The 26,790-nt window shown below is 60.3% G+C and carries 26 protein-coding genes; 14 read left to right on the top strand and 12 right to left on the bottom strand.

The window, feature by feature from the left end:
- Nucleotides 1-98: 98 nt before the first annotated feature.
- The gene (locus ACILSL_RS23330; RefSeq protein ID WP_395734476.1) at nt 99-1,484 is read left to right on the top strand and encodes an IS4 family transposase; all 1,386 of its coding nucleotides are present in this window, start codon (nt 99-101) and stop codon (nt 1,482-1,484) included.
- A gap of 13 nt (nt 1,485-1,497) precedes the next feature.
- Here ACILSL_RS23330 and ACILSL_RS23325 read toward each other — a convergent pair whose 3' ends face one another.
- Nucleotides 1,498-1,674 (bottom strand): hypothetical protein, encoded by a 177-nt coding sequence (locus ACILSL_RS23325; RefSeq protein ID WP_395734475.1) that lies wholly within the window; start codon nt 1,672-1,674, stop codon nt 1,498-1,500.
- Nucleotides 1,675-1,810: 136 nt separating this feature from the next.
- Here ACILSL_RS23325 and fabV point away from each other — a divergent pair, with 136 nt between their 5' ends.
- Complete coding sequence (fabV, locus tag ACILSL_RS23320) at nt 1,811-3,004, top strand: enoyl-ACP reductase FabV (RefSeq protein WP_395734474.1); 1,194 nt, start codon at nt 1,811-1,813, stop codon at nt 3,002-3,004.
- 50 nt (nt 3,005-3,054) lie between these two features.
- Here the strand turns inward: fabV and ACILSL_RS23315 are convergent, their stop codons facing one another.
- The 3 genes from ACILSL_RS23315 to ACILSL_RS23305 all read right to left on the bottom strand — a co-directional run bounded on the left by ACILSL_RS23315 (nt 3,055) and on the right by ACILSL_RS23305 (nt 7,415).
- Nucleotides 3,055-4,308 (bottom strand): lactonase family protein, encoded by a 1,254-nt coding sequence (locus ACILSL_RS23315; RefSeq protein WP_395734473.1) that lies wholly within the window; start codon nt 4,306-4,308, stop codon nt 3,055-3,057.
- Between the two features lie 22 nt (nt 4,309-4,330).
- Nucleotides 4,331-5,977 (bottom strand): CocE/NonD family hydrolase, encoded by a 1,647-nt coding sequence (locus ACILSL_RS23310; RefSeq protein ID WP_395734472.1) that lies wholly within the window; start codon nt 5,975-5,977, stop codon nt 4,331-4,333.
- A gap of 70 nt (nt 5,978-6,047) precedes the next feature.
- The gene (locus ACILSL_RS23305; RefSeq protein ID WP_395734471.1) at nt 6,048-7,415 is read right to left on the bottom strand and encodes a sugar transferase; all 1,368 of its coding nucleotides are present in this window, start codon (nt 7,413-7,415) and stop codon (nt 6,048-6,050) included.
- A gap of 87 nt (nt 7,416-7,502) precedes the next feature.
- On the opposite strand from ACILSL_RS23305, the gene ACILSL_RS23300 reads away from it, so the two are divergent.
- The 4 genes from ACILSL_RS23300 to ACILSL_RS23285 are packed head-to-tail and all read left to right on the top strand — an operon-like array spanning nt 7,503 to nt 12,620.
- Complete coding sequence (locus tag ACILSL_RS23300; RefSeq protein WP_395734470.1) at nt 7,503-8,213, top strand: type I 3-dehydroquinate dehydratase; 711 nt, start codon at nt 7,503-7,505, stop codon at nt 8,211-8,213.
- Nucleotide 8,214: 1 nt separating this feature from the next.
- Nucleotides 8,215-9,282 carry a D-alanyl-D-alanine carboxypeptidase family protein gene (locus ACILSL_RS23295; RefSeq protein WP_395734469.1) on the top strand — a complete coding sequence of 356 codons (1,068 nt, stop codon included), beginning with the start codon at nt 8,215-8,217 and terminating at the stop codon, nt 9,280-9,282.
- A 58-nt stretch (nt 9,283-9,340) separates the two neighbouring features.
- Nucleotides 9,341-10,084, top strand: a complete 744-nt coding sequence (locus ACILSL_RS23290; RefSeq protein WP_395734468.1) for a platelet-activating factor acetylhydrolase IB subunit — start codon at nt 9,341-9,343, stop codon at nt 10,082-10,084.
- 37 nt (nt 10,085-10,121) lie between these two features.
- Entirely contained in the window at nt 10,122-12,620 is a 2,499-nt protein-coding gene (locus ACILSL_RS23285) for a c-type cytochrome (protein ID WP_395734467.1), read from the top strand.
- A gap of 85 nt (nt 12,621-12,705) precedes the next feature.
- Here ACILSL_RS23285 and ACILSL_RS23280 read toward each other — a convergent pair whose 3' ends face one another.
- The 5 genes from ACILSL_RS23280 to ACILSL_RS23260 form a co-directional block, all read right to left on the bottom strand.
- Nucleotides 12,706-12,960 (bottom strand): hypothetical protein, encoded by a 255-nt coding sequence (locus ACILSL_RS23280; RefSeq protein ID WP_395734466.1) that lies wholly within the window; start codon nt 12,958-12,960, stop codon nt 12,706-12,708.
- Between the two features lie 91 nt (nt 12,961-13,051).
- Entirely contained in the window at nt 13,052-14,320 is a 1,269-nt protein-coding gene (locus tag ACILSL_RS23275; protein ID WP_395734465.1) for a Gfo/Idh/MocA family protein, read from the bottom strand.
- 166 nt (nt 14,321-14,486) lie between these two features.
- Nucleotides 14,487-14,975, bottom strand: a complete 489-nt coding sequence (gene rplQ, locus ACILSL_RS23270; RefSeq protein WP_395734464.1) for a 50S ribosomal protein L17 — start codon at nt 14,973-14,975, stop codon at nt 14,487-14,489.
- A 36-nt stretch (nt 14,976-15,011) separates the two neighbouring features.
- Nucleotides 15,012-16,133, bottom strand: a complete 1,122-nt coding sequence (locus ACILSL_RS23265) for a DNA-directed RNA polymerase subunit alpha (protein WP_395734463.1) — start codon at nt 16,131-16,133, stop codon at nt 15,012-15,014.
- 200 nt (nt 16,134-16,333) lie between these two features.
- On the bottom strand, nt 16,334-17,650 hold the full coding sequence (locus ACILSL_RS23260) for a Trx7/PDZ domain-containing (seleno)protein (protein WP_395734462.1): 1,317 nt from the start codon (nt 17,648-17,650) through the stop codon (nt 16,334-16,336).
- 123 nt (nt 17,651-17,773) lie between these two features.
- On the opposite strand from ACILSL_RS23260, the gene ACILSL_RS23255 reads away from it, so the two are divergent.
- From ACILSL_RS23255 to ACILSL_RS23235, 5 genes are all read left to right on the top strand, one after another.
- Nucleotides 17,774-18,844 (top strand): zinc ribbon domain-containing protein, encoded by a 1,071-nt coding sequence (locus ACILSL_RS23255; RefSeq protein ID WP_395734461.1) that lies wholly within the window; start codon nt 17,774-17,776, stop codon nt 18,842-18,844.
- Nucleotides 18,845-18,850: 6 nt separating this feature from the next.
- Nucleotides 18,851-19,975 (top strand): sugar ABC transporter permease, encoded by a 1,125-nt coding sequence (locus ACILSL_RS23250; RefSeq protein ID WP_395734460.1) that lies wholly within the window; start codon nt 18,851-18,853, stop codon nt 19,973-19,975.
- A gap of 17 nt (nt 19,976-19,992) precedes the next feature.
- The gene (locus ACILSL_RS23245; RefSeq protein WP_395734459.1) at nt 19,993-20,922 is read left to right on the top strand and encodes a uracil-DNA glycosylase family protein; all 930 of its coding nucleotides are present in this window, start codon (nt 19,993-19,995) and stop codon (nt 20,920-20,922) included.
- Nucleotides 20,923-20,951: 29 nt separating this feature from the next.
- Complete coding sequence (locus ACILSL_RS23240; protein ID WP_395734458.1) at nt 20,952-22,175, top strand: molybdopterin-dependent oxidoreductase; 1,224 nt, start codon at nt 20,952-20,954, stop codon at nt 22,173-22,175.
- A gap of 67 nt (nt 22,176-22,242) precedes the next feature.
- The gene (locus ACILSL_RS23235; protein ID WP_395734457.1) at nt 22,243-22,569 is read left to right on the top strand and encodes an H-type lectin domain-containing protein; all 327 of its coding nucleotides are present in this window, start codon (nt 22,243-22,245) and stop codon (nt 22,567-22,569) included.
- On the opposite strand, the gene ACILSL_RS23230 is transcribed toward ACILSL_RS23235, so the two are convergent.
- Nucleotides 22,570-23,367 (bottom strand): phthiotriol/phenolphthiotriol dimycocerosates methyltransferase, encoded by a 798-nt coding sequence (locus tag ACILSL_RS23230; protein ID WP_395734456.1) that lies wholly within the window; start codon nt 23,365-23,367, stop codon nt 22,570-22,572.
- Nucleotides 23,368-23,484: 117 nt separating this feature from the next.
- Here ACILSL_RS23230 and msrP point away from each other — a divergent pair, with 117 nt between their 5' ends.
- Entirely contained in the window at nt 23,485-24,450 is a 966-nt protein-coding gene (gene msrP, locus ACILSL_RS23225) for a protein-methionine-sulfoxide reductase catalytic subunit MsrP (RefSeq protein ID WP_395734455.1), read from the top strand.
- A gap of 5 nt (nt 24,451-24,455) precedes the next feature.
- Nucleotides 24,456-25,073, top strand: a complete 618-nt coding sequence (locus ACILSL_RS23220) for a sulfite oxidase heme-binding subunit YedZ (RefSeq protein WP_395734454.1) — start codon at nt 24,456-24,458, stop codon at nt 25,071-25,073.
- 16 nt (nt 25,074-25,089) lie between these two features.
- Here the strand turns inward: ACILSL_RS23220 and ACILSL_RS23215 are convergent, their stop codons facing one another.
- On the bottom strand, nt 25,090-25,839 hold the full coding sequence (locus ACILSL_RS23215) for a hypothetical protein (RefSeq protein WP_395734453.1): 750 nt from the start codon (nt 25,837-25,839) through the stop codon (nt 25,090-25,092).
- 102 nt (nt 25,840-25,941) lie between these two features.
- On the opposite strand from ACILSL_RS23215, the gene ACILSL_RS23210 reads away from it, so the two are divergent.
- A complete protein-coding gene (locus ACILSL_RS23210) occupies nt 25,942-26,283 on the top strand; it encodes a zinc ribbon domain-containing protein YjdM (protein WP_395734452.1) in 342 nt (113 codons plus the stop codon).
- Here ACILSL_RS23210 and ACILSL_RS23205 read toward each other — a convergent pair.
- On the bottom strand, nt 26,280-26,790 hold a 511-nt coding region (locus ACILSL_RS23205), incomplete at its 5' end, for a fatty acid desaturase (protein ID WP_395734451.1). The two genes, ACILSL_RS23210 and ACILSL_RS23205, sit on opposite strands and share 4 nt — an antisense overlap.

The raw sequence follows: 26,790 nt of genomic DNA, 5'->3' as shown, positions 1-26,790 counted from the left end.
ATCAGTAGTGTTCGGCAGGGAAGGTGCTGGCGGGATAAAAAATGACTCCAGGCTGTAAAAGAGCTGTACCTTTGCCGTGCAGGTGGCATGAACTGCGCATGCCAGAGTCAACGCCAGCCTCCGCCCCTGGACCTCAGCAGCCCGACCGCGTTTGTGGCAGCAAGCCCTCGCGTATTGAAGAGAGCGCGCTGCGGCAGTGGAGCCTGGTCAAAAAGTTCCAGGCGGTGCTCGATGAGGTCAGTCCCGAAGTTGAAGCTCATCGCACCGAGCACGATCCCCGGCGCACGCTGCACCGCCGCGACTACTTTTCGCTCTTCCTGCTGGGCATGTTCAACCCGGTGCTCGGTTCCATGCGTGCGCTCTGCGCGGCCAGCGGACTGCGGCGCACCCGTCAGGCCCTGGGCACTTCGCCGGTGAGCCTGGGCAGCTTCTCGGAGGCCCAGAGCCTCTTTGAGCCGCAGCTGCTCGAGGCGGTGCTCAGCCGGCTGGTGGCAGACCTTCCCGCCGGGGCCGCCTCGCAGATCGGCGGCGTGGACCTGGCCTGCCTGCGCGTGGTCGACAGCACCCTGTGGTATGTCCTGCCACGCATGGACTGGGCCGCCTGGCGCAGCGGCCGCTCCGGCCATCAACAGCATGGCGTGCGCCTCCACCTCAAATACCGCCTGGCCGACGGCGTGCCCGTCGCAGGCATCTGCTCCGGGGGCAAGCTGTGCGAGCGCAAGGCGCTGCGCCAGCAGCTCAAGGCCGGGGAGTTTTACATCGGCGACCGCTGCTACGGCCAGGAGTACGGCTTTTTGGAGGAGCTCGACGGCAAGGGCTGCGGATACCTCATGCGCCTCAAGCAGAACCAGGTCATCGTGCAGACGCAGCACAGCCGTGAGCTCAGCGCGCAGGACCTTGAGGCCGGCGTGTGCCGGGATGAGGATGTCGTGCTCGGGCGCACCGCACGTTATGAGCGCGGTCCGTTCCGCCTCATCGTCGTGGACCACGCGCAGATGGAGGAGCCGGTGTGGCTGGTGACCAACCAGACGCCCGGGCAGCTCAGCGCCGCGCAGGTGGCGCAGCTCTACCGGCGGCGCTGGGAGGTGGAGGGCTTTTTCCGCTGGCTCAAATGCCTGCTGCCCTGCCGGCACTGGCTGGCGGAGAGTGAAAACGGGGTGGCCATCCAGATCTACACCGCGCTGATCTGCGCGGTGCTTTTGACACAGCGGCTGGGCCGCAAACCGAGCAAGCGGCTCATGGAGATGCTGGCCTTCCAGCCGTGCCGCGCATGTGCGTGTGCCGCGCTACGGCACACTGCTTCAACAACCGCAGGCCTGAGAGCAGGCGCCGCGCCGGAAGGTGTCGCGCCGGGGCTGCGCATGCCTGCAAAGTCAGCCCCATGGAGAACCGCCCCCCCCTGCCGCTGGCCTGAGAAGCGACGGCTCAGCACGGCGATGCCCAAAAACTCAACGGCCAGCCTCTTCTCCCGCTCCAAGGCATGATCCCTGCCGAACACTACTGGCGTGGCATGGGCGCCGCGGAAGAACTCACCGAGCGCTGCGGTGTCGATGTTTTCATGGCGGAAATGCCGGTGCCTGAGCCGATATCCGCGATGACGGATTGCGGTGTGAGCGCGGCTTCGAGTTGCAGCAGCGTGATGATTTCCTGCGGGTAGTCCGGGCGGTAGCGCACATAATTCTCCACACGATCGGAGAAGCGCTGTTCGGGGGCTGGGGAAGGGGCTGGTATACGGCCATGATGCCAGATGAGGGGCAGGAAAACAAGTTGCCAGCCCCCCCGCGACTGCTAACGCTCAACTTACCCACCTATGATCGTCGCCCCTAAAATTCGCGGATTCATCTGCACCACCGCACATCCAACCGGCTGTGCCAAACATATCGCTGACCAGATCGCCGTTGTTAAGTCGCGCGGCCCCATCGCCAATGGCCCGAAGAAGGTGCTGGTTGTGGGTTCCTCGACCGGTTACGGCCTGTCCTCCCGCATTGCGGCGGCGTTCGGCTCGGGTGCGGCCACCATGGGCGTGTTTTTTGAAAAACCCGGTGAGGCTGAGCGCTGCGGCACCGCAGGCTGGTACAACTCCGCCGCGTTTGAAAATGAAGCCAAGGCTGCCGGTCTCTATGCCCGCTCCTTCAACGGTGACGCCTTCTCGGATGCGATGAAGGCCACGGTGATCGAAGCCATCAAGGCGGATCTGGGCCAGGTGGACTGCGTCATTTACAGCCTTGCCTCTCCGCGCCGCACGCATCCAAAAACCGGCGAAGTTTTCAAATCCGTGCTCAAGCCGATCGGCGCTGCCTCCTACACCAACAAAAATCTCAACACCGGCAACGGCGTGGTCAATGAAGTGACCATCGACCCGGCAAATGAAGACGAGATCGCGCAGACCGTGGCCGTCATGGGCGGTGAAGACTGGGAAATGTGGATCGATGCGCTGCAAAGCGCCGGAGTGCTCGCTGAAGGCGTGCAAACCGTGGCCTACAGCTACATCGGGCCGGAAGTGACCTGGCCCATCTACAAGAACGGCACCATCGGCCGCGCCAAGGAAGACTTGGAGCGCGTGCAGCGTGTGCTGGACGGCAAGCTGGCCTCCCTGAAGGGCAAGGCCTGGGTTTCCGTGAACAAGGCATTGGTCACTCAGGCCAGCTCCGCGATCCCTGTGGTGCCGCTGTACATCTCACTGCTCTACAAGGCGATGAAGGCCGAAGGCACGCATGAGGATTGCATCGAGCAGATGGACCGCCTCTTCCGCGAGCGCCTCTACAACGGTAACCCGCAGCCGGATGAAGCCGGACGCATCCGTGTGGACGACTGGGAAATGAAGCCCGCGCTGCAGGAACTCGTGGGCAAACGCTGGGCCGAGGTGAACACCGAGAACCTCGCGGAACTGGGTGATTTCGAAGGCTACCAGACCAGTTTCCTGCGTCTCTTCGGCTTTGGTCTCGAAGGCGTGGACTACAATGCCGAGGTGGACGTCAGCATCGGCGTGCCATCACTTGCCTGAGGATGACAGGTTTCCGAGCCCGCAGCCGAGTGCTGCGGGCTCGACTTGGATTAGCTGCCTTTTGCCAGATCGAGGAAGACGATGCTCGAAGGATTGCCGACGGCTGCGTAATGGCCGGTGAAGTTGAGGACGCCTGATTTGCGATCGATGCGAAACACTGCGACGTTGTCGCCGCGCTGGTTGAGGCTGTAGAAGAACTCGCCGGTGGGGTCGAAGTTGAAGCTGCGCGGGTAGTCGCCGTGGGTCCACTCCTCGGTGACGAAAGTGAGGGTGCCGTCCTTGCCGACGGCAAAAATGCCGATGCTGTCGTGCAAACGATTGCCGGCATAGACAAAGCGGCCATCCGCAGAAACGAGGATCTCGGAGCAGAAATTGCTGCCGGCAAATCCGGGTGGGAGGCTGGAGATCGTCTGACGAGAAGTGAGGCGGCCCTTCTCAGTGTCGTAATCAAGCAGCACGATGTTGGAACCTTCTTCCTGCAGGGAGTAGAGCCACTTGTGATTGGGGTGAAAGGCAAAGTGGCGTGGTCCATCCCCTGGAGGAAAGGAGACATGGGGAGGATCGTTCGGTGTCAGCGTGCCTTTTTGGTCATCAAACTTCCACACCAGGATCTGATCCAGGCCGAGATCCACCGAGAGCACAAAGCGCCCCGAGGCATCGGCCGCGATCATGTGCGAATGCGTTCCATCATGGCCGCTGAAGGCGAAGCTTCCGGGAGGCGCGTTGGTGGCTTTCTTCGGCCCGATGGTTCCGGCATCCTGCTTGAAGTCCGTGGCTTCACCCAGGGTGCCGTCGGGTTTGACCGGCAGCACCGCGCATGAGCCACCGAAGTAATTTGCCACCAGCAGGAAGTGGCCGGAGGGATGCAGGCTGATGTAGGTGGGGCCCTTGCCACCGGAGCTGACGGTGTTCATCAGCGTCAGTTCGCCGTTCTTGGGGTTGATGGCAAAAGAGCTCACCGTGCCTGCCTCGTGACTGCCGTTGGCGTCGGTTTCATTGGTGGAATACAGCACCGTCCGGGCGGCGTTGAAGGCCAGGCAGTTGGGGCTGCTGCCTGACTTGTACAGGCCGCAGGGGGTCATGGCACCTGTCTCACGGTTCACTTCAAAGAGGTGAATGCCCTGCCCGTTTCCAGGTGGAAGGTCCACCTGAGTGGCCTTCATGTTTTGCAGCGGCGAGGTGAAGGTGCCGACGTAGGCGATCAGCGGCGCCTGGTCTTTGGCCTGCACTGAAAAAGCTGCACCTGCGGCGAGTGCGGTGCTGAGAAAGGAACGGCGGGAAAGGGAAGAAGCGGGTGTTTGCATGAAGAATGGGGAAGGGGAGAGATCAGGGCAGCACGGGCAGGATGACTTTGGAGGCATGTGCAGCGTCATGCCAGATGGTATTGATGGCAGACACGCCGGGCTCGGTGATGAAATGGCTGATGGGTGCGCCGGTCTGCGGATTGGGTTCATAATAGGGAGCGCCGGTGCTGGCGATGGTGACGCGGATGCGGTGCCCCTTGTTGAAGATGATGCTGACCCAGCCGATGTCCCACGAGAGTTTGGTGACCTCTCCCGGAACGAGCAGTTTTTGGTGGTCAAAACCTTCGTGATAGCGGGCGCGCAGCGGGTAGTCCACCAGCAGGATGGAGCGGCCATCGGGATACACATCTGTCACCCGCAGGAAGAAGTCCGTGTCCTTGGCGGTGGAAGAAACGAACACCTCACCTTTGATGCGGCCGGTGACCTCCAGCGGCTGGCTCAGCACCTCGGTCGTCCAGGTGCGCACCTCGGCCTGTTCTTCAAAGGCTCGTGCATCCTTGGCGCCGGGAAAGCCCACATGGGGCAGGCTCATCGGATGCACGGGATCGCTCAGATACGAGGTGCTGGCTTTGGCGGCAGAGGGCTTGGCGGGGGCCAGCTTGCCATCAGGCTGCAGGAACCAGTCGGCGGCTTTGCTGGCGGGCGGGAAGTCTTTGGCCTCGCGCCACACATTGCCGGGAGCGCCTTCCTCGCCGGTGGCACCCATGACGTAGTACTTCACAGGCGTGTCCTTTTCGATGCCGTTGTTCTCTCCTTTGAGGTAGTGGTTGAACCACTTGGTCATGTGCGCGTACACATCAAACATGGCGTTCTCTGGGAAGACGAGCTCGCCGATCTTGTTCGATTTCGGATAGCCGCCATGCAGCCAGGGGCCGATGATGAGCTGCTGCTGGCCGCGTGAATTGGGGCCGCCATGCTGATTGCGCCCGATGAAGCTGGCCACGCTGCCCTGGCACATGAAATCAAACCAACTGCCGATGGTGAAGCAGGGGTAGTTCATCTTGTCGAAGTGCAGCGAGGCGTCTTCGTCCTTCCAAAAGTCATCATAGTCGGGGTGCTGGTCCCATTCACGCAGCATGGCTTCGTTGTCCTTGATGTCGCGTGCTACAGAGCCGCCCTTGATGAAGCGCTGCGGTTTGGTGGCACCGCCGATGCGGTAGCCTTCTTGATACAGGCTCAGGCCCGTGTCGGTCATGTACTGCGCCACGAGATGCGGCGGCTGAGTCACGGCAAGGTAGTTCTGTGCGTAACCCGCCTGCGAGCCGCCATAGGTGCCGATCTTGCCGGTGCACCAAGGCTGCGCGGCCAGCCACTCGCACACGTCATAGCCATCGCGCAGCGGACCCCATTGCAGGCCACGATAGCCACGGTAAACACCCTCGCTCTCGTGCGTGCCACGGTAGTTCACCAGTGCGATGACAAAGCCGCCTTCAGCAAACTTGGCCGCGGCCTTGCGCGATCCGGCGCTGCTGATGTCCGCATAGCGCTGCTCAAAGATGGCGGGAAATTTGCCTTCGCCCGGCGGGAAGAACACATAGGCGGAGAGGCGCTTGCCGTCTCGCATGGGGATCATGAGGTGCTCTTCACGGACGGAGCCGAAATCGAGCTTGGCTGGGGGGGCGGCGTGCAGGGAGGCACAGACGGCGAGGAATAAGAGAGCGTGGCGCATCAGTCCATTACGGAGGCCATGGACGGCACGTTTCATAGACATGCTATGCGAAAGACACGAATCCTGATACTCAACTCGCACCGATGCCGCGAATCACGGCGGGCAGGGTCTGGGCGAGGATTTTGAGATCAAGCCAGAAGGACCAGTTGTCGATGTACTTCAAATCAAGCGCGACCCATTCCTCGAAGTTCTTGATGCCGTTGCGGCCGGTGACCTGCCACAGGCAGGTGAGACCGGGCTTCACGCTGAGACGGCGGCGCTGCGCGTGCTTTTCGATGCGCTGAATTTCATAGACTGGCAGGGGACGCGGGCCGACGAGGCTCATCTCTCCGCGCAGCACGTTGATGAGCTGGGGCAGTTCATCGATGCTGGTTCGGCGCAGCCAGCGGCCGAAAGCGAAGATGCGTGGATCGTTGGTGATCTTGAAGACCGGACCTTCCATCTCGTTGTGAGCCTCCAGTTCCTGGCGTTGAGATTCTGCGCCCTGGTGCATGGTGCGGAACTTCCACATGATGAAGGGCTTGCCATAGAGCCCGGCGCGTTCCTGCTTGAAGAACACCGGGCCACGGGAGCCAAGGCGGATGCCAATGACGGCCACGAGCCACACCGGCAGTGAGAGCAGGAGCAGTATCAATGCGCCGACGCGATCAACGATGGCTTTGAACAGCAGCTCCCAGGAGACCTGCGGCGTGGAGTGAAACACCAGCATGAGGCGTCCGCCCAGAACATCGAAGGTCGGGCGAGCGATGGCGGTCTGGAAGAAGTCCGCGGCGATCCAGGCCTCCACGCCTTCTGTTTCACAGGCCTGCACCGCTTCCTCGATTTTGCTGAAGTGCACGTGCTGCGCGGCAAAGAGCACGCGGCTGATGGAGTGCTCATGCAGGGAGGCGACGAGGTCGGAGATCGGACTCTGCATGATGTCGATCTGTCCCACGACCTCGATCTCGGCACGCTGCTCGGGCGTCATGTTGGCCATAAAGGCGGCCAGATCGGCCTGGGCGCCGGCGATGATGACGCGTTCACGGCCTTTGCCCGAGGCCATCTGCTTGCGCAGGATTTCACGCTGCCATGCCTCACGCAGCAGGAGCGACAGCGCACCGAGAGCCACGGAGAAAACGACCACGGCACGGCTTTCGACCGACCACTTGAAGAACACGATGCAGAAGGCGATGCACATGCCGATGACGGTCAGCGCCTCCACCAGCTGACGGATCGAGCGCCCGGGGGTCTTGTTGTAGATGTTGGAGTAAAACCCGCGAGCCTCCAGTACGATGGGCGTGAACGGGGCCACGACCGCGATCACCCAGTAAAACTTCTCCAAAGGTGGAATCTCAACCGCATCGGGAAAAAAGACCGGCACCAGATCTGCACGCAGGAAATGCCCAAACCATAGGCAGAACGCCAGGAGCGCGCTGTCGAGCAGTTCGGTGAGCTGCAAATTGATTTCTTGCTTCCTGCCCAGCATAGTGACGAGTAAGATACTGAATCTTATCTAGAATTATTAAAATTATACTCCGCCTAATCAATGGCTCAACTTGTTTCCTCTAAAAACCTGCTTTTCTCCTCCCGCCCCCTGGCTGTGGGGGTGGTGGCGGATTCTGCTGCCCTTGAGCACTTTATCTCCCTCGATTCGGCCTCCCGCGCGAACTTATGTGACGTGGCTGAGCTGCGGCTGGACCAGCTGCAGATACCTGCGGCGGACCTGCGTGCCAAACTGGTTGGAAACACCCTGCCGCTGCTGCTGACGGCCCGCCATCCGGCGGAAGGCGGGCAGGGGCCGGAGGACCCGGCGGCCCGTGCGGCGATGATCGAACCCTTGCTGGACCTCGCCACGTTGATCGACATTGAACTGCGCAGCGCGGCGCAGATGCAGGGGACGATCCAGAAAGCGCACGCTGCAGGCGTGCCGGTGGTGGGTTCATTCCATGACTTCCAGGCCACACCGGCGGAGGAGGTGTTGCGCGGGGCGGTGAATTTCGCCCAGCAGGCGGGATTGGATGCCGTGAAGATCGCCACTTACCTGAACACGCAGGAGGATCTGGCAAGCCTCATGAAGCTGGCCGGGGAGACGCACCGGCTGCGGCTTTCCGTCATGGGCATGGGGCCTTGGGGGCGTGTTTCACGTCTGGTGCTGGCAAAATGTGGCAGCCTGCTGAATTACGGCTTTATTGGTGCTTCGAATGCTCCTGGCCAGTGGCCCGTCGCCCGCCTGAAAGAACTCCTCGCTGAACTCTGAAATGATTCCCCCCCGTCAGTCTCCCCCCTTCCGCCGCGCCCTGCTGGCCAGTCTTCTTTGCGTCTCCATCTCCGGCTGCGGTGATCCGAAGCGTGAGCAGCAACTGCAATGGAGGGAGGAGGAGGTCGAGGCGAAGGCAGCGGCCATCGCCAAGCGCGAGCAGGACTTTGCGGGAGAGAAGCAAATGATCGCGCAGGCGAAGGCGGACATCGCCGCGCGTGAGGTGGCCGTGGCCCAGCTGAAGAAGAAGCTGGAGACGCAGCTCGCTGACGAGATCGAAAAAACGAAGAAGGTGAGACGGGAGATTGAGATCAAAAATCTGCGGGGTTCCATTCCACAGATCACTGCCGCGCGGTGCATAGTGATTAATCCTGATGACGACGATGTGCTGTTCGAAAAGAGCCCGGACCTGCGCGGGGCCATCGCCAGCACGACGAAAATCATGACCGGCCTGCTGGTGGTGGAGGCGGGAGACCTCGACAAGGTCGTCACGATTGAGCTGGCGGACACACAGTGCGCTCCGGTGCGCATCGGTCTCAAGGTGGGGGAAAAGTACACCCGCCGCCAGCTGCTGACCGCCATGATGGTGAAAAGCTCCAATGACATTGCGCAGGCGCTCGCGCGTGACAATGCGGGCAGCGTGGCCGCCTTTGCAGAAAAGATGGACGCACGTGCGAAGGCGCTCGGCCTGAAGAACACGCATTTTGTCAATCCGCACGGCCTGCCGTCGCTCACGGATGAAGATCCCTACTCCACGGCGCGTGATCTGGCGATGATCGCCAAGGCGGCAGACAAGCTGCCCGACATCCGTGCCATTGTGAAGCTGCAAAGCTTTAAGTTCGTCAAGCCTGACGGCAAATCGATCGATCTGGCCAACACCAACCGCGTGCTGCGCACGGCCAGCTACTGCGATGGCATGAAAACCGGCTACACCGAGGCTGCGGGCTACTGCCTCGTGGCCACCGGCGAGCGCAATGGCCGCCGCCGCATCGTGGTCATCCTCAACGACAGCCACGAAGGCGTCTGGCGTGATGCGCAGGCCCTGCTCGACTGGGCGTTGAAGGCGTGAAATAACATTCGCGGCTTGCCAGTTTCATGGCTTCCCGGCATCATCGCCGTCTCTGACCATGAAACTACGCACCCTCCTGTTTGCCTCCCTCTGTGTCGCCGCCACCAGCTTTGCTGAAACGGCGAAGAATCTTGCCATTGACCCCAAGCCGCGTGAAGGCGGCTGGGTGAAGCGCCACGAAAGCTTCAACGAAATCTCCAAGAAGGGCGAGGCCCAGCTGGTGTTTCTCGGAGACTCCATCACCCAGGGCTGGGAGGGCAATGGCAAGGAAGTCTGGGCCAAGACCTGGGCACCGTACAAAGCGGCGAATTTTGGCATCGGTGGTGACCGCACCGAGCATGTGATCTGGCGTCTGCAAAACGGCAACTTTGACGGCATCAAGCCGAAGCTGGTGGTGCTCATGATCGGCACCAACAACACCGGTCATCAGGGCCGCCCGGCTGCCGAGCATGGCGGTGTGGCGTATGCCAGCAGCGCTGAACAGACCGCCGAGGGCGTGAAGGTGATCCTCGACATCCTGAACAAGAAACTGCCGGAGACGAAGGTGCTGCTGCTGGGCATCTTTCCACGAGGTGCCACCAAGGAGGATGCGATGCGCGTGCAGAACGTCGCCACGAACAACCTCATCTCCGGCTTCGCAGACAGTAAACGCGTCTTCTACATGGACATCGGCAACACCTTCCTGAAGCCCGATGGCACTCTGCCCAAGGAAATCATGCCCGACCTCCTCCACCTCAGTGCCCAGGGGTATCAGATGTGGACCGACGCCATCGAAGGCAAGGTCAAGGAACTCATGAAGTAGGTCGGAGCAAGGCAGTCAGTTTCGTCATTTTCCAACCATGAAAACCATTCTCATTCCTCTGCTGCTATGCGCGACGGCGTCGTTCGCTCAGCTGGCCGGTCAAGCAACACCGGCTGACAAGGTCAAGATCGCCAAAGGCTTCAAAGTGGAGCTGCTTTACTCCGTGCCGAAGGAGCAGGAAGGCTCCTGGGTGTCCATGACGCAGGACGACAAAGGACGCATGATTTGCAGCGACCAGTATGGCGCGCTCTACCGCATCACCCCGCCTGCGCTGAATGGCAGCCCCGGTGAGACGAAAGTGGAAAAGCTCAGCGTCGACTTCGGTCACTGCCAGGGGCTGCTGTATCATGCCGGAGCACTTTATGGCGTGGTGAATGACGATGCTTATCAAGGTCGTGGCCTCTACCGCTGCAAGGACACGAATGGCGATGATCAATTCGACGCCGTGGAGCTGCTGCGCTCCTTTCCTGGCAAGGCGGGTGAGCACGGTCCGCATGGCGTCATTGCTTCCCAGGATGGCAAGAGCCTGTATGTGATGTGTGGCAACCAGACGCCCGAGCCGAGCTGCGAGACGAGCCTGGTGCCGCGTCACTGGGCGGAAGATCAGCTCTACCCCATGCTGCTGGGGCGCGGCTTCATGCGCGATGTGCTGGCCCCTGGCGGCTGGCTGGCGAAGACGGATCTGGATGGCAGGAAGTGGGAACTGGTGAACACCGGCACGCGCAACACCTATGACATCGCCATGAACCGCAGCGGCGATATCTTCGGCTTTGACGCGGACATGGAGTGGGACACCGGCATGCCTTGGTACCGCCCCACCCGCGTGTGCTTCATGCAGAGCGGTGGTGAGTTTGGCTGGCGCACCTGCAGCAAGAAATTCCCCGTGCGCTGGGAGGACAGCCTGCCGCCCGTGGTGGACATCGGCCCTGGCTCGCCCACCGGCGTGGCGTTTGGTTATGACGCGAAGTTCCCCGCGAAGTATCAGGACGCTCTCTACATCTGCGACTGGAGTTATGGCAAAATGTATGCCGTGCATCTTTCGCCGAACGGGGGTGGTTACACGGGCGTGACCGAGGAGTTCATGAGCGCCTCGCCGCTGCCGCTGACGGACATTGAAGTGTCGAAAAAAGATGGCGCGATGTATGTGAGCGTGGGCGGGCGCAAGGTGCAGTCTGGATTGTACCGGGTGACTTACACGGGCGGCGTAAGCAAGGAGGAACCCTTGATGATGATAGGCGGTGGTGCCCTTGCTGCCGAAACTGAGGCCTCCATTCGTCAGCGGCTTGAGAAATTTCAGACCCTGGATCCGCAGGCTGTTGAAACTGCCTGGCCCTATCTGGCATCTCAGGACCGCAACATTCGCTTTGCCGCCCGCATCGCATTGGAGCACCAGCCCATTGCCTCATGGAAAGACAAGGCGCTTAGTGAAACCAATCCACGTGCAGCCCTGACTGCACTCATGGCTCTGGCTCGCAGCAGTGGTGGGGACAAGCCATTGCAGGCACAAATCATTGCCGCGCTGAACAAGATTAACTTTAAGTCGCTCAAAGGTCTGGATCGTTTCACACTGGTCCGTGATTACATGCTCGCCTTTACCCGCATGGGCGAGCCGGAAGCGGCAACCAAGGAATCGCTGATCAAGCATCTTGCGCCACTGTTCCCCACGAATGATCCGGCCCTGAACCGTGATCTGTGCGAGGTGCTGGTCTATCTTGGTGACAGCAGCATCGTCGCCAAGGCTGAGCCGCTGGTGAATGGCTCGCCCACACAGGAAGAGCAGATCGACTACGCCCGCATCCTGCGCTTTGCGAAGACCGGCTGGACCAAGGAACTGCGCGCCGACTACTTCCGCTGGTTCCTGCGTGCGGCGAACTACAAGGGCGGTGCATCGTTTGACCTCTTCATCGGGGAGATCAAGCAGAACGCCCTCTCCACCATGACCGAAGAGGAAAAGCTGGCCATCAAGGACGTGCTGGAGGCGAAGCCGGAAGCCAAAGCGCCCAGCTTCACAGTGAAGCCCATGCAGTTTGTCAAAGCCTGGACACTCGCAGAACTTAGCAAGTCCCTCGGTGTCGGTCTGGAGGGCAACCGCAACTTCCAAAATGGCAGAAATATGTTTGGTGCAGCCACGTGCTTCGCCTGCCACCGCTTCAACAATGAAGGCGGAGCCGTGGGTCCAGACCTGACCAGTGTGGCCGGCAAGTACAGTCCCAGAGATCTGCTGGAGCACATTCTTGAGCCTAGCAAGGAAATCAGCGACCAGTATGGCAGCACCGTCTTCACGCTGCAGGACGGGAGCAGGGTCATTGGGCGTATCGCCAACATGAAGGAAAACAACATGATGGTATGCACCAATATGATGGACCCTAATAACTTCACCAACGTGGATGCTCGCAAAGTTGTTAAAACAGAAGAAAGCAAGATCAGCATGATGCCGCCCGGCCTGCTCTTCATGCTCAAGGAAGACGACATTCTCGATCTGATGGCCTATCTGCTGAGCAAGGGGAATCCTGACGATCCCATGTTTGTGAAGTAACTCTTTATTCCAGCTGCCAAAACAAAGGCCCCAGTTCTTGCGAACTGGGGCCTTCTTATTGCGGTGTTATCCGTGAACTAAAAACTTACTTGGCCTTCTTTTCAGCAGCGGGCGGTTCACCTTTCTGCTTGGCCCAGCGCTTGCGCTGAGCATCAGCGATCTTCTTGCGGGCGGCAGCAGACATGATGCGCTTCTTTTTGGCTGGCTTTTCACCTGCGGGTGTCGAAGCTGCGGACGACTTGGAGGAGCCGGCAAGAAGGTGCGCGAGTTCCTGCTGGAGTCCTTCGATTTTTTCTTGAAGTGCAGCGGCGCGGCGCAGTTGGGAGGAGGATAGAATCATTTGTTTTAGTTATTAGGGTGCAGTTCCTTGTTTATGAAAAACTTAGCCTAAAGTCAAGCCTGGAACTTTAAGGCCATTCCCCGATTTGAAGTTAAAGCGCCTGATCGTAGATGCTCTGAAATACCTCGGCGGCGTTTGGGTCTATGATAGTTATGCCGTTTTGGTCAAAACGTGCTGTAACTGTCGCCCCTTTGCCTTCCTGCATGTATTTCCAGTTAAGATCTCGAACACGCGCCGCGGCATCCACAATGGCGCAGGTAATGCGGGCATCTTCGGCGGTCGGATAGAGTCCGGCCACGGCGTCCCGGGACTCTTTGGCAAACTTGACGCGACAAACGGCCACCAAGCCCACGGTCAGACTATCCACTCCATAGCCTATGTAGCCTTTGGTGCCATCAGGGCGGATTACTTCCCGGGTGAAGTGGTTGTTGCTCGTGCGCGAGCCGCCGCCCTGATTCCACCAGCGGAAACCGCGATACTGCTGGTCGCTTTCGACTTTGCCGTCAGCACCGACGATTTCATGCCCCTGGTTCACCGGCCCTTCAAAATCGGCGGGGGTCACCCAGTTGTTGTTAAAGCTGATCGACATGCCGTTGTCGAAATCGACGCGCACCTGCACGGCATCGAAGGCATTGATGCCATCGCGGACCAGGCGCTTCTTCTGGCCCACGGCGGTCAATGAGACGGGCTTGCTGTGGTAGTAGCTCCAGATCAGATCTGTCCAATGCGGGCCGACGTAGCTGAAGGGGTCGCTGCTTTCCACCCATTTGAAGGTGCTGGTGCTGACTTCGAGCGGTTCTTCGAGATAGGCGGTGCCATAGAGAGGCGCGCCGATGCGGTTTTGAATGTCATCGCGAATGCGCAGGTGGTCGGGATCGTAGCGTTTGTGCATGTCCACAGCGACGATGAGGTTCTTGGCCTTGGCTGCGGCGATGATCTCGTCCGACTCCTGAATGGACAGGCACATGGGTTTCTCGGTCAAGACGTGCACCCCCTTGGCCAGCGCGGCGAGAATGGGCTGTGTGTGCAGGTGATCCGGGGTGGCCACGGCCATCACATCGAGATCGGGAAAGGCGGCCAGGATGTCGTCCCAGGGGGCGTCACCATGGAAGGCACGCGGCTCGTGGCCGGTGAGGTCCTTGAAGGCTGCTGCGGCTTTGAGCGCGGACTTTTCGCTGCGTGTGGCGACGGCAACGAGGTCAAATTTGACCCCGGCGAGTTCGCGTGAGTATTTGTCGAGACCGACACGGGCAAGCTGCCCGGCGATGCCGAAGCGCTGCAAGTCCGCGTAAGCACGCGCGTGAACATCTCCGCCGAACATGCCGGCGCCAACTAGGGCGATCTTGATGGTGGATTCCATGGTCGTGCATGGAACGCGAAGACTGGCGGCATGCAACAGGTCTGGTTGATACACGAATGCCGGGTTCGCATCCTTTGGTGAGCCGGAGATGCTCAAGGACAGTACAAAAAAACGCGGGAGTCTTGCGACTCCCGCGTTGGATGGTTTCTCGATGAGAGACGCCTGCTTATTCAGCAGCGGCGGCTTTCTTCTTCGGAGCGGCCTTCTTCTTGGCAGGAGCCTTTTTGGCTGGTGCTGCTTCTTCGGCCACAGGCTCGGCTGCGACTTCTGGTTCAGGGGCTGCGGCGGCCTTTGGCACGTAAGCGTCCACCCACTCGATGTAGGCCATCGGAGCGGAGTCGCTGCGGCGCTGGCCGAGCTTGGTGATGCGGGTGTAGCCACCGACGCGGTCCTTGGAGGCCACGGCGATCTCTTCGAAGAGCTTCTTCACCATGTCTTTGTGACGGAGTGAGGAGAGGGCGGTGCGGCGGGCGTGCAGGGTGCCGCGCTTGCCGAGGGTGACGAGCTTCTCTGCGTATGGGCGGAGGGCTTTGGCCTTGGCCAGCGTGGTGCGAATCCGGCGGTGCTCGATGAGGGAGCAGGTGAGATTCATGAGCAGCGCGTCGCGGTGGTCCTGTTTGCGCTGAAGTTTGACGATTTTTCTTCCGTGTTTCATGTCCTAAAATGATTCTAAAATTCTGTCTGTGATTGATTACTCGTCTTCGTCGTCTGCGTCTGGCAGATGGCTGTCCACGAGCTTGGTGAAGTCGAGGGAGTCGGCTTCTTCATCGTCGTCGCCGATCATGCTGCTGCGGGCGAGGAGGGAGACACCGCCAGGGGTGGCCTCAAGCAGCGCTGGATCGAACTTCATGCCGAGAGACAGACCAAGCTCTGCGAGCTTTTCCTTGATCTCGGTGAGGGACTTCTTGCCGAAGTTGCGGTAACGAAGCATTTCGCCTTCGGTCTTCATGGCCAGCTGGCCGACGCTCGTGATGTTGGCGTTGTTGAGGCAGTTGGCGGCGCGGACGGAGAGTTCGATCTCGTTGACGCTCATGTTCAGGAGCTTGCGCAGCTCGCTGTTTTCTTCGCTCTGGGCTTCCGGTGCGGCTTCGAATTCGATGGCCTTGTCGTCATAGTTGACGAAGACGTCGAGGTGGTGGCGCAGGATGGCGGCGGACTGCAGGAGGGCGTCCTGCGGGGTGATGCGGCCGTCGGTCCAGATGTCGAGCACCAGCTTGTCATAGTCAGTGTTCTGACCGACGCGGGTGTTTTCCACGCCGTACTTCACGCGGGTGACGGGGCTGTAGATGGAGTCGATCGGGATGACGCCGATGGGGGTGTCAACGCGCTTGTTTTCTTCCCAGGTGGAGAAACCACGGCCCACGCGCACTTCGAATTCGCATTCGAACTTCGTTTTGCGGTCCAGTGTGCAGATCACGAGGTCCTTGTTGATGACTTCGTAGTGGTTGTCGTCCTTGATGTCACCGGCGGTGACGGCGCCTTCCTTGTCAGCAATGATGGAAAGCAGGCGGGGCTCCTTGGCATCGCTGTGATGCTTGAAGCGGACCTTCTTGAGGTTCAGGATGATCTGAACGACGTCTTCGAGCACGCCCGGAAGGGTGGTGAATTCGTGTTCCGCACCGCGGATTTTCACGGAAGTGATGGATGCGCCTTCAAGGGAGGAGAGAAGGACGCGGCGGAGGGAGTTGCCAATTGTATGACCGTAACCTTTGTCGAAGGGTTCGGCAGTGAACTGGGCGTATGTTTCGGTTGCCGTGGCCTCGTTTTTCACAAGGCGGGAAGGCATCTCGAATCGGGCAAGACGTACTGACATAGGATTTGTGTTAACACTAACGGCCGGGTTACCTCCGGGCGAGAACCCTGCACATCTCGAAGAGAGGCAGGCGCGGAGACCAACGGCGAATGGATGACGACTCGCAGGGGGCGGGGAGTATGGAAGCCGGTCTTTGGAATGCAACCGGGAATTTTCAGGGGGGAAGGGGCCGGAAACGCCCGGGGAAGGGCTGTTTTCAGCTATTGCTGCGGTAGTTTCAGCTCCACCCGCTCCTGCCCCCGCAGCACGGTGGCGGGGATTTTCTCTCCCGGAAGGTGGTGCAGGAGCAGATCGCCGATGAGGGCGCTTTCCGTCAGACGCTGTTTCTGGTCGCCGATTTGGATGATAATGTCGTCCTTTTTGAACCCCGCCTTTTTGGCGGCAGCATGCTGGCCGAACTCGCCCACATGGAAGACGCGCAGGGCCATCTGGGCCTTGTCGAGGCCCAGGCTGGCGCGCTCCTCATCGGGAATGTCGTCCATTTTCATGCCGCCAAAGGCCATTGCCCGCATGGGCCAGGTGCCGACGCGCTTGCCGATGTCTGACTTCAAGCGCCAGCCAGCGGGGAGATCGAGGGTGACGGCGGTTTCTTTTCCGCCGCGCAGGACCGTGGCGGGCAGGGAGCCGGAATCCGGCGAACGATGCAGGACCCAGCTTACATCGGCAATGGAAACGAGCGGCTGGCCGTCGAGACGGGTGAAAACGTCCCCCGCCTGGATTCCGGCGGCATTGGCGGCAGAGCCGTCTGCCACGGCCTCGACTTTGGCGATGTCATCGGTGGCGAGGGTGATGCCGAGGGTTTCGATGGACGGCTGCGGGTAAATCCACTCCACCGGCACGGGCTTGTTCTGGCCACGGTAGTAGGCCCGAAAGGCATCACCCACCATGTGGCAGTGGACGCAGCTGGCCATGACTTTGCCGTTCCAGTCGAGCTTGCTCGGGTATTTGCTGGCGAGCGTCGGAAACTCGATGGGCGTTTGGTAGGGCGTGGGGCCGCCCTGCTTGCCGCTGAGGGCGGCTTTGTTGGCCGGGTAGCCTTGGTGAATGGCCAGGCCTGCTTCGAGGGCTTTTTTGAAACCAGCGGTGGTTTTGTTTAGAGGGTCTTTTTGATGCAGCCAGGAGCCATAGCGGCCGTAGATGGTGCCGTCTCCATTGAAGAGAATCGCGGAAAAGGAGAGATCGTAGTCAAACTGGAAGCGTGAGAGGTCCAGTGCGTTGGCGTTGATGATGCGCACGCAGACAAACTGATCGAGCAAGGGCACGAGTTCCTTCTCCTCCAGCACACTGGCGTCAATGCCGGCGCAGGCCATGCAGGGCAGGCAGCGCAGCACCACGAGCAGGGGCTTGCCGGTGGTCCTGGCAAGGCGGAAGCCGCCGTCGACGTCATTCCAGTTCCAGCGCGGGTCGTTTTCCAGCCGGGCTTTGTCACCGCGTACTGCGCCCTCACGGTCTTTCACCGTGGCGGCGGGTGCTGATTGAATCAGGAGCAGGACGGCGAGCAGCAGGAGTTGCTTCATGCCCGCATTCTGAGGAGTCGGCGGGGGCCAAGGCAAGCCGGGATTTTTTCTCCGCCGGTTTTTGGAATGGACAGGCTTTGGTTTTCTCCGGTTAATCGGGCAGCTTTCACCCACGCGCCTTTTATGTCTGAAGTCACCGCCATTTCAAAGTTTGCCTGTCCGGCCTGCGGCGCTGAAGCCGTCTGGACGCCAGCCAAGCATGCACTGGTGTGCCCCTATTGCGGCACGGTGTCTCCTGCGGAATTGAAGAACGATGGTACCCTGGTGGAAGAAAATGATCTCGTGGCCATGCTGCGGGCCATTCCGGACGACCAGCGCGGCTGGGCGGCGGTGCGCAAGACGGTGAAGTGCCAGAGCTGCCATGCCATCTCGGTCTTTGATGAAAAGCGGGTGGCGCAGAACTGCGACTTCTGCGGCTCACCGGCCATCATCGCCATGGATGATGTCGGCACGCCGATCCGGCCTGGCAGCCAGCTGCCATTCAAGATTTCGGAAAGCCAGGTGCGGGAGGACATCCGGCGCTGGTACTCCAGCCACTTCTGGGCTCCCAACGCCCTCGGGCAGAAGGCCATGACGGACACGCTGCATGGCCTGTATCTGCCGTACTGGACCTTTGATGCTCATGCGGAATGCCCTTGGGAGGCAGAGGCAGGGTACTATTATTATGAGACTGACAGCAAAGGAAACCGCACCCGCTACACCCGCTGGGAGTATGCCTCCGGCCACGTGAGCAGCGACTTTGACGACGTGCTGGTTCCTGCTTCGAAAGGTGTGCACACGGCATTGCTCGAAAAGTTGCAGCCCTTTCCCACAACGACGGACCTGCTGCCCTATGATCCGGGTTACCTCTCAGGCTGGGTGGTGGAGCGGTACCAGATCGACCTCGTGCAGGCGGCGCAGGATTCACGCAACCGCATGGATGACATCCTGCGCAGCCAGTGCACCGAGCAGATTCCCGGAGATACCAGCCGCAATCTGCAAATCTCCCCGGACTACAGCGCGCAAACCTTCAAGCATGTGCTGCTGCCGGTCTGGCTGCTGACCTACACCTATGGCACGAAGACTTATCAGGTCACCGTGAATGGAGCCACGGGCAAGATCGGTGGTGAATACCCGCTGAGCTGGGTGAAGATCACCATCGCGGTCATCATCGCGCTGATCATTCTTGGCATCTTTATGTCTTCGCAGAACTGACCCCGTGTGACTATCCGCTTTCGAGAACTGCCCATCGCCATCGCTTTGCTCGCGATCTGTGCGTTCTTTGCCATCAAGGAGCCGGCGTTTCTGGGGGCGCGCAATTTGTCGATGCTCGTGACGGAGCTTTCGATCACCGCCACGCTGGCCATGGGCATGCTGCTCATTCTGCTGCCGGGACACATTGATCTGTCCGCAGGCAGCGGGGTCGGTTTGCTCGGCGGCATCGCGAGTGTGCTGGTGTTTCATTACCACCTGCCGGCACCGGCGGCACTGGGGGTGGGATTTCTCTGCGGGGTTTTGATCTGGATGGCCATGGGGGCCTTCATTGTGTGTGAGCGCATGCCTGCGTTCATTGTGACGCTGGGAGCGTTACTGATTTTCAAGGGGCTCTTCTGGCTGGTGATCGACAACGCTACCGTGCCGGTGGCGCCCGGTGGGCAGAGCAATCTCTACTCCCTGCTCACCACCTATTACCTGCCAGTGCAGCTGGGCTGGCTGCTGGCGGCGGGGCTCGTGCTCGCGCTGATATTCACCACGCTGAGTGCGCGCAAACGCCGCCTCGAGTATGGGTTTGCGGTGGAGGACAGAGAGATGGCGTTCTTGCGCCTGTTCATCACCGCTCAGGCCATCGCACTGTTTGTGCTCGTCACGGGGCAGTTTCGCGGGATTCCAATGCCTTCGCTGATTCTCGGCGGGGTTACCTTGGTCGTGTATGCGGTGACGCAGCACACGGCGCTGGGACGGCATCTGTACGCCATCGGCGGCAGTGCGGAGGCGGCCTTGATTTCCGGGGTGCCGATGAAACGCAGCGTGATCGCCGCCTACAGCGGCATGGGGGCCATTGTGGCCCTCACGGGCTTCATGCAGACGGCCTATGCGGGCTCATCTACGACGACCGTGGGCGATTTGATGGAGCTCGATGCCGTGGCCGCCTGTGTGATCGGCGGTGTCAGCCTGCGCGGCGGGCGCGGCAATGTGTTGGGCGTACTGCTCGGCGCTCTCATCATCGCCTGCCTGCTCAACGGCATGACGCTGATGTCCGTGCCGCCGGAGCGGAAGTTTATTGCTCGTGGCGTGGTGCTGATTCTTGCGGTGTGGATGGACATGCGGCTCTCCCGGAGGCAATGACGAAATCAGAATGACGAATGACTGAATCTCTGCATTCGTCTTCTCTCAACATGTCCGCCGCCTCACAACTCCTCAAGCAGCACCTCCAGCAGCGCCAGATGCGCGGGAAGACGCACGTCGCGCTGCGTCCGGGGACGATGGACAGGCTGACGGGAGTCGTGCGCGCGCCTGCGGTGCGTGCTGCTCCCGAACCAGAGCCATCCCGAATTCTTTCTGCGACACCTTCGCCTGCGGCAGCTCCTGTCGCGCGCATTCTCCGCGAGACTCCACCGCCGCCGGAAACGAAGAAGACGGAGCTGCTCGAAGTGGCAGGGGCGATGATCGAAGAAAAGCTCGCGGCATTGCGTGCGATGGCGGAAACGTGGGAGCCTGCGCTCTCCATGAGCAGCCTGCGCAAGACGATGGTCTTTGCCGTGGGGAGTCCGCTGGCATCGCTGATGTTTGTCGGTGAAGCACCAGGAGCGGAGGAAGAAAAGCTGGGCGAGCCGTTCGTGGGGCCGGCGGGGCAGAAACTTACCGCCATCATCAAGGCCATGGGGCTCGAACGCCGAAAGGTGTACATCAGCAACATCTGCAAATTTCGTCCTGCCATGGACAACCAGGGCAGCAGCAACCGCAAGCCCACCGCCGAGGAAATGCGCGCCTGCGTGCCCTTCGTCCTCACGGAGATTGATCTCATCAAGCCGCTGGTCATCGTGGCCCTGGGGGCCACGGCAGCGGAAGGACTCGGCATTCCGGGCACGGTCGGCGGCTTGCGCGGAAAGTTTCACAGCACCAGCGGTATTCCGACCATGGTCACCTACCATCCTTCCTACCTGCTGCGGGAAGAGCAAACGGGCGACGGCATTCGTGCCAAGCGCGCCGTGTGGGAGGACATGCTCAAGGTCATGGAAAAGCTGGGTCTGCCCATCAGTGAGAAGCAGCGCGGCTTTTTCAAAGCTAAGTAAACCTGGGGGCGCACGTTTGAAGGGTGCGTATGAAGTCGAAATCAATTTCTCGCCGCGACCTGTTCAAGCTCGGTACTGCAGGCGCCGCAATGCTGACGACTCACGCGGAACTGCAGGCGGCAGGGAAAAAGGCAGGCCCCGTGTGCGAAGAGGGCGGCTGCTGCATCACGCCTTCAGGAGATTTTTACAATGTGGAGCGTGGCAATCCGCTGCCCTACAAACTGCCCATCGAGAAGCAGCGCGAGATCGGCATGGTGCGCGAGACGTGGCAGCTTGAAGTCATCGCCGATCCGGCGAGCAACGCGAAGATCGAGCGGCCCATGCTGCGCAGCGATGGCACGGCGCTGACGTTTGAAAAGCTCATGGAGATCGCGAAGACGAAGGCAGTCAGTTATTTGAAGGTCATCACCTGCAACAACCTCTCCGATCCTCTGGGACATGGCCTGTGGGAAGGCGTGCCGCTGCGCGATGTGCTGTGGCAGTGCGGGCCGGTGGAAAACCTGCGCCATGTCTGGTATCACGGCCACCACAACGAGGACCCGAAGCAGATCTTCAAATGCTACCTGCCGATGAACCGCGTGTTTGAAGATCCGCCCGGCGAACTGCCGGTGATGCTCTGCTACAAGCTCAATGGCGAATTTCTCACCGGCGAGCGTGGCGGCCCGGTGCGCATGATCGTGCCGGAGGCTTACGGCTTCAAATCGGTGAAATGGCTGCAGCGCATCGGCTTCACGAATGCCCATCAGTCCGACGACACCTACGCGAACGGCAACAACGACATCAACTCGTGGCTCAAGACCTTCGCACGCTTTGGCGATCTGCCGGACAAGCTCAGCGCGAAGGATGAGCTGACCCTGCATGGCAATGCGCAGGTGGGAATCTCAGGACTCAAGCATGTGCAGTACTGGCTGCGAAATGTGAAGGAGCCGCTGCCTGCGAATGATCCGCACTTCACCCAGGCGCCGTGGCAGGAGGCGCAAATCGTACCGTTTGATGGCAATGGCATTGCAGGCTTTAAAGGCGCGCCGCTGCACCCTGTGCAGTTTGATCCCACGACGCGCAAGCCGCGCCAGTGGCCGCTGCGCCACACGCTGTGCCGCTGGACCGCCAAGTCGGTCAAGCTTGCGCCCGGGAAGTATGAGCTGCGCTGCCGGACAATTGATGACAATGGCAATGCGCAGCCGATGCCGCGACCCTTTCCCAAGTCCGGGAAGAACAACATTCAGAAAGCGCTGCTGGAAGTGGTGGCGTGAGGCCTCATTTTCAGTGTGACAACAAAGAGGGTGGTGCCCGGCCCGGATGATGCTCTATTTTGGCCGCATGTACTCATCCGCTGTTCCCTGGAAAGTCCTGTCGTCCAATGTCGGTGTCGGAATCCTCACCCCAGGCTGGACGCTGGATGTGGTTTATCCGGATATTGCGGAGCCGAGGAGTTTCATTTTGGATGTCGTGTTTGATTCACCCTTTTCGACCATCCCTGTGGTGCATCTCGGGCTGACAGGATTCGACATGGACCGGCGTGAAAGCTCGCGCATCACACTGAAAGCGGAGAAGGTCACGGAGACTGGTTTTCAGGCGGTCATCTCCACCTGGGATGCGTCGCGGGTTTTTTCCGTGGAGTTCAACTGGCTGGCCATCGGGGCCTGATCACGGCTTGCGAAAGCACCAGGAGCGGTAGGAAAGCTCGCCTGACTTCAACGCTTCATAGACACGCGCGCCCGGCAGTCCCGCGAAGTCGCGGCCCAGGGAGTGCAGAAACTTGGGCAGACGCTGGCAGATGAGCGCCTCGTTGCGTGCGGCGTTGATTTCCATGCCACGCAGCACTTCAGGGCGGATGTCGCGCGTCTGCACGATCTCGAGCGGTGCTTGGGCGATGGCCTGCTCCCACTCGGCCCACTGGTCGCGAAAGCGAAAGTCGGCGTAGAGGAAATGACCGCCTGTTTTCAGCACGCGAGCGACCTTGGCCAGGAAGCCGGGGAAATCCGGATAGCAGTGTGAGGCTTCGACATTGATCACCGCGTCAAACGTTTGCGGCGGGAAGGGGAGGGACTGCGCATCTCCCTGCATGAAACGAAGGCCAGGCACCTGATGACGCTTCTTGCAGAAGGCGATGCCGGTGGGATTGAGATCCAGACCTGTGTAGCTCGCGGGATGCAGCGTGCGCGTGAGCCAGGAGGCGCCGCCGCCATGGCCGCAGCTCACCTCCAGCACGTTCTTGCCCTGCAGATCCACCTGCGTGGCCACGTGGTGATAGAGCTGGATGCAGGCGCGGTTCGGTTCGTCAGCGGGGTCAAGCTTCAGGCCCACGGGCGGATCCGTTTCAAAGGCGTAGTTCAAAAACAGCACTTCTTCGCTGCGCAGCCGCCGTGTGAGGTAGGGATACCACAGCTGCCAGATGGCTTTGCGGACAGGGCCGATGGAGAAGAGGCGTTCGAGGAGGGACATGGCAGGGCAAAGCCTGCGAGATGATGGTGGCGGATGCAACTTGCCAGTTGGCATTCGTTGTGCGGGAATATCCCAGATGCCCGCGCGTCATATCTGGAACTGCATGCATTGTCCGCCATGAAAGACCGCTCCCACATTCCCTCCAGCGAGGTCACGCCTGAGGAGACCTTTCTCAATCGGCGCTTCTTCATGAAGTCGGCCATCTGGGCGGGCTCCACGCTGGCCACGGCGGGGCTGTATCGCACCTTCAGTCCGCGACCCGAGGTGGCGAACACGGGAGCTGCCATCGCTACGGTGGCGGAGCCTGAGCTGCAGACGGCTCTGGCGGCGGATGAGAAGGTGAACTCGTTCACCGACATCGCGGGCTACAACAACTATTACGAGTTCTCCACGGATAAGTCTGCCGTGGCGGCGAAGGCCAAAGACTTTGTCACTGATCCCTGGAGCGTGCAGGTGGGCGGGCTGGTGCAGAAGCCGCGCACGTTTGATCTCGCGGACCTGCTCAAGTTTGAATCCGTGGAGCGCATCTACCGTTTCCGCTGTGTGGAGGGATGGTCGATGGTCATTCCTTGGGTGGGATTTCCGCTGTCCAAATTATTGAATCAGGTGGAACCACTGAGCACGGCGACGCATGTGGCGTTTGAGACTTACTTCAATATCAAGCAGATGCCTGACTCTCGCTATGCCGGCATTGATCTGCCCTATTTGGAGGGCCTGCGGCTGGATGAGGCAATGCACCCGCTGACGCTGCTGGCCACGGGCCTCTATGGCAAAACGCTGCCCAATCAAAACGGGGCCCCGGTGCGGCTGGTGGTGCCGTGGAAGTATGGCTTCAAGAGCATCAAGTCGGTGGTGAAGATCACGCTGATGGACCGTGAGCCGCCCACCACCTGGAGTCTCGCGAATCCGGGGGAATACGGCTTCTACTCGAATGTGAACCCCAAGGTGGACCACCCGCGCTGGTCGCAGGCGCATGAGCGGCGCATCGGCGAGATGGGCTCGCGGCCCACGCTCATGTTCAACGGCTATGCGGAGCAGGTGGCGCATCTGTATCAAGGTATGGACCTCAGCGTGGATTTTTGACCTGTATGACCTTCAGCGCAGACACACGATTTCACCGGCAGCTCTTTGTCTTCAATGGCCTGCTGCCCGCCGTACTCATCCTGATCGACGGCTGGCGCAGCAGGCTGGGGGCGAATCCGGTGGAGTTCGTCACGCGCGCCACGGGCGTGCTGACGCTGGTCTTCCTCATGCTCACGCTGCTGGTGACGCCGTTGCGCAAGATCTATGGCTGGAACTGGCTGCTCAAGCAGCGCCGCCTGCTGGGCCTGTACGCGTTCTTTTATGGCTTTGCGCACCTGCTCACTTATCTGGCCTATGATCGTGACTGGCAGCTGGGAACTGTGGTGGGAGATGTTTATAAGCGGCCCTTCATCGCCATCGGCATGTTCAGCTTTTTGCTCATGGTGCCGCTGGCGGTCACCTCCACCAATGCGATGATCAAGAAGCTCGGCGGTCCGCGCTGGGCGCAGCTGCATCGACTCACCTATTACATCACCATCGGTGGTGTGCTGCACTACTGGATCATCGTGAAGTCGGATGTGACATATCCGTTCTTCTTCGCGGTGGTGCTGGCGCTGCTGCTGGGCTGGCGTGTGGTGGCGAGCATAAAAAAAGCGCGAGGTGCTGCACCCCGCGCTTCGTGAGATTAGGAAGCCCTGATTACTTCTTGGCAGGGGCGGCGTTCCAGACCTTGATGTCGTCAAACCAGCCGCTCTGGCCGGCGACGCCGAGTTCGATCTTGGACTTCGTCTCGTGGCCGATGCCGGCGGACTTGAGGAAGGCGACGGCTTTGCCATCGATGCTCACGCGCATTTCATCGCCCACGGTTTCCACCACGACGGTGTATTCCTTGTTCTGCTCCAGTTTCACGGGAAAGGTGGCGCTCTTGCCGGCCATGAGCTTGTTCACTTCGTCCTTCTTGGCGGGGTCCTTGCGGAGTTCCTTGATGATCAGATTTTGGCTGCCTTCGCGCTCATCCATGATGGTCACCTTGTCGAGGCGGATCTGGGCACGGCAGAGATGGCCGTAGTGGGCGGCGGTGTATTTGCGGTCGTCGAATTCCACATCCATCATGGTGCAGCCGTCGAAGCGCATTTTCACCTCGATCACGGTGTCCTTGGTGGGCACTTCCAGGCCATAGACGGCGGCATGCGCGGTGATGACGGATTTGCCGTCCTTGGAGGGCTGGTCCTTCACGCGCGTCTGCGTGCCTTTGAGCGCGTTGTTTTCAAAGACGAAGGTGTCCACCACGCGGTGCCAGCGCTTGTCGTGGTCGCTGCCGTTCATGTCATCGGAGAAGAGCAGTTCCTTCTTTTCAGCGATGGGCTTGGAGGGAATCTTGGGAAGGTCAGCGGCAAAGGAGGCGGCGCTGATGAGGAGGAAAGGCGCAAGGAGGGAGCGGATGTTCATGGGCGCAAGGTAACGAGTATATCTGGTGAGTTCATGCGCGGAAATTGGCGAACTTAAGTCAGTGCTTGAGTTTCATGCCAGTGAAGTGTTTGGTCATTATCTATGAGCAAACCTGCCTGCCCGATGTGCGAGATGAATGATGTCCTGGACCATGCCGACCGCTTTGAATGCATGACCTGCGGTCACGAATGGCCGAAAGAGGCTGCGCCAGACGAGCCGGATGCAGAGCGCGTGGTGAAAGACGCCTACGGCGCGGTGCTCGCGGATGGTGACATCGTGGCGATGATCAAGGACCTGAAGCTCAAGGGCTCCAATGACGTGCTCAAGGTGGGCACGAAATCCAAGCCCATCCGTCTGGTGGATGGCGATCACGAAATCTCCTGCAAAATGGACGGGATGGCGATCGGCCTGAAGGCCTGCTTTGTGAAGAAGGTCGTTGGTTAAGCCACGGGAGCAGCAGCCGCATTCAGCTTGGGATTGATCACATGGCGCCACCATGGGGGCAGCAGCACCATGGCGATGGCCCAAAAGTAGCCTACTGGAAGCTTGGGGGCCTCGGGCTCGGGGTCCAGCAGGTAGTAGGGCTTCACCGCGATGTGGTGGTAGGAATGGTGGCCGACGCGGTAGGTGATGTAGCTGGAGAAAAAGTGATAGGTGTCCCAGGAGTGCTCCGCGCCGGTCTTTTCATATTCACCGTCGGTCTTCTGGCGCATGAGGCCGTAGTGCTGGATGTAGTTGACCGACTCCAGAACGATGTGAGCACCGAGAATGTGAGCCAGATAGAACAGCGTTCCGTTCGGGCCTGAAACCAGATACAGGCCGATCAGGAGCGCCACCTGGCCCAGGGCGTAGATGAACATCTTGTTCTTCAGCAGGCCCTCACCATTGCAGCGGCGTGCCTCCATTTTCCAGCAGCGGATCATGCTGCCGGGAATGGTGCGGAAGATGTAG

Source organism: Prosthecobacter sp., assembly GCF_044222345.1.
Taxonomy (GTDB): Bacteria; Verrucomicrobiota; Verrucomicrobiia; order Verrucomicrobiales; family Verrucomicrobiaceae; genus Prosthecobacter.
Note: the sequence above shows the minus strand (reverse complement) of the source record. Positions and strands in the feature narration are given on the sequence as shown.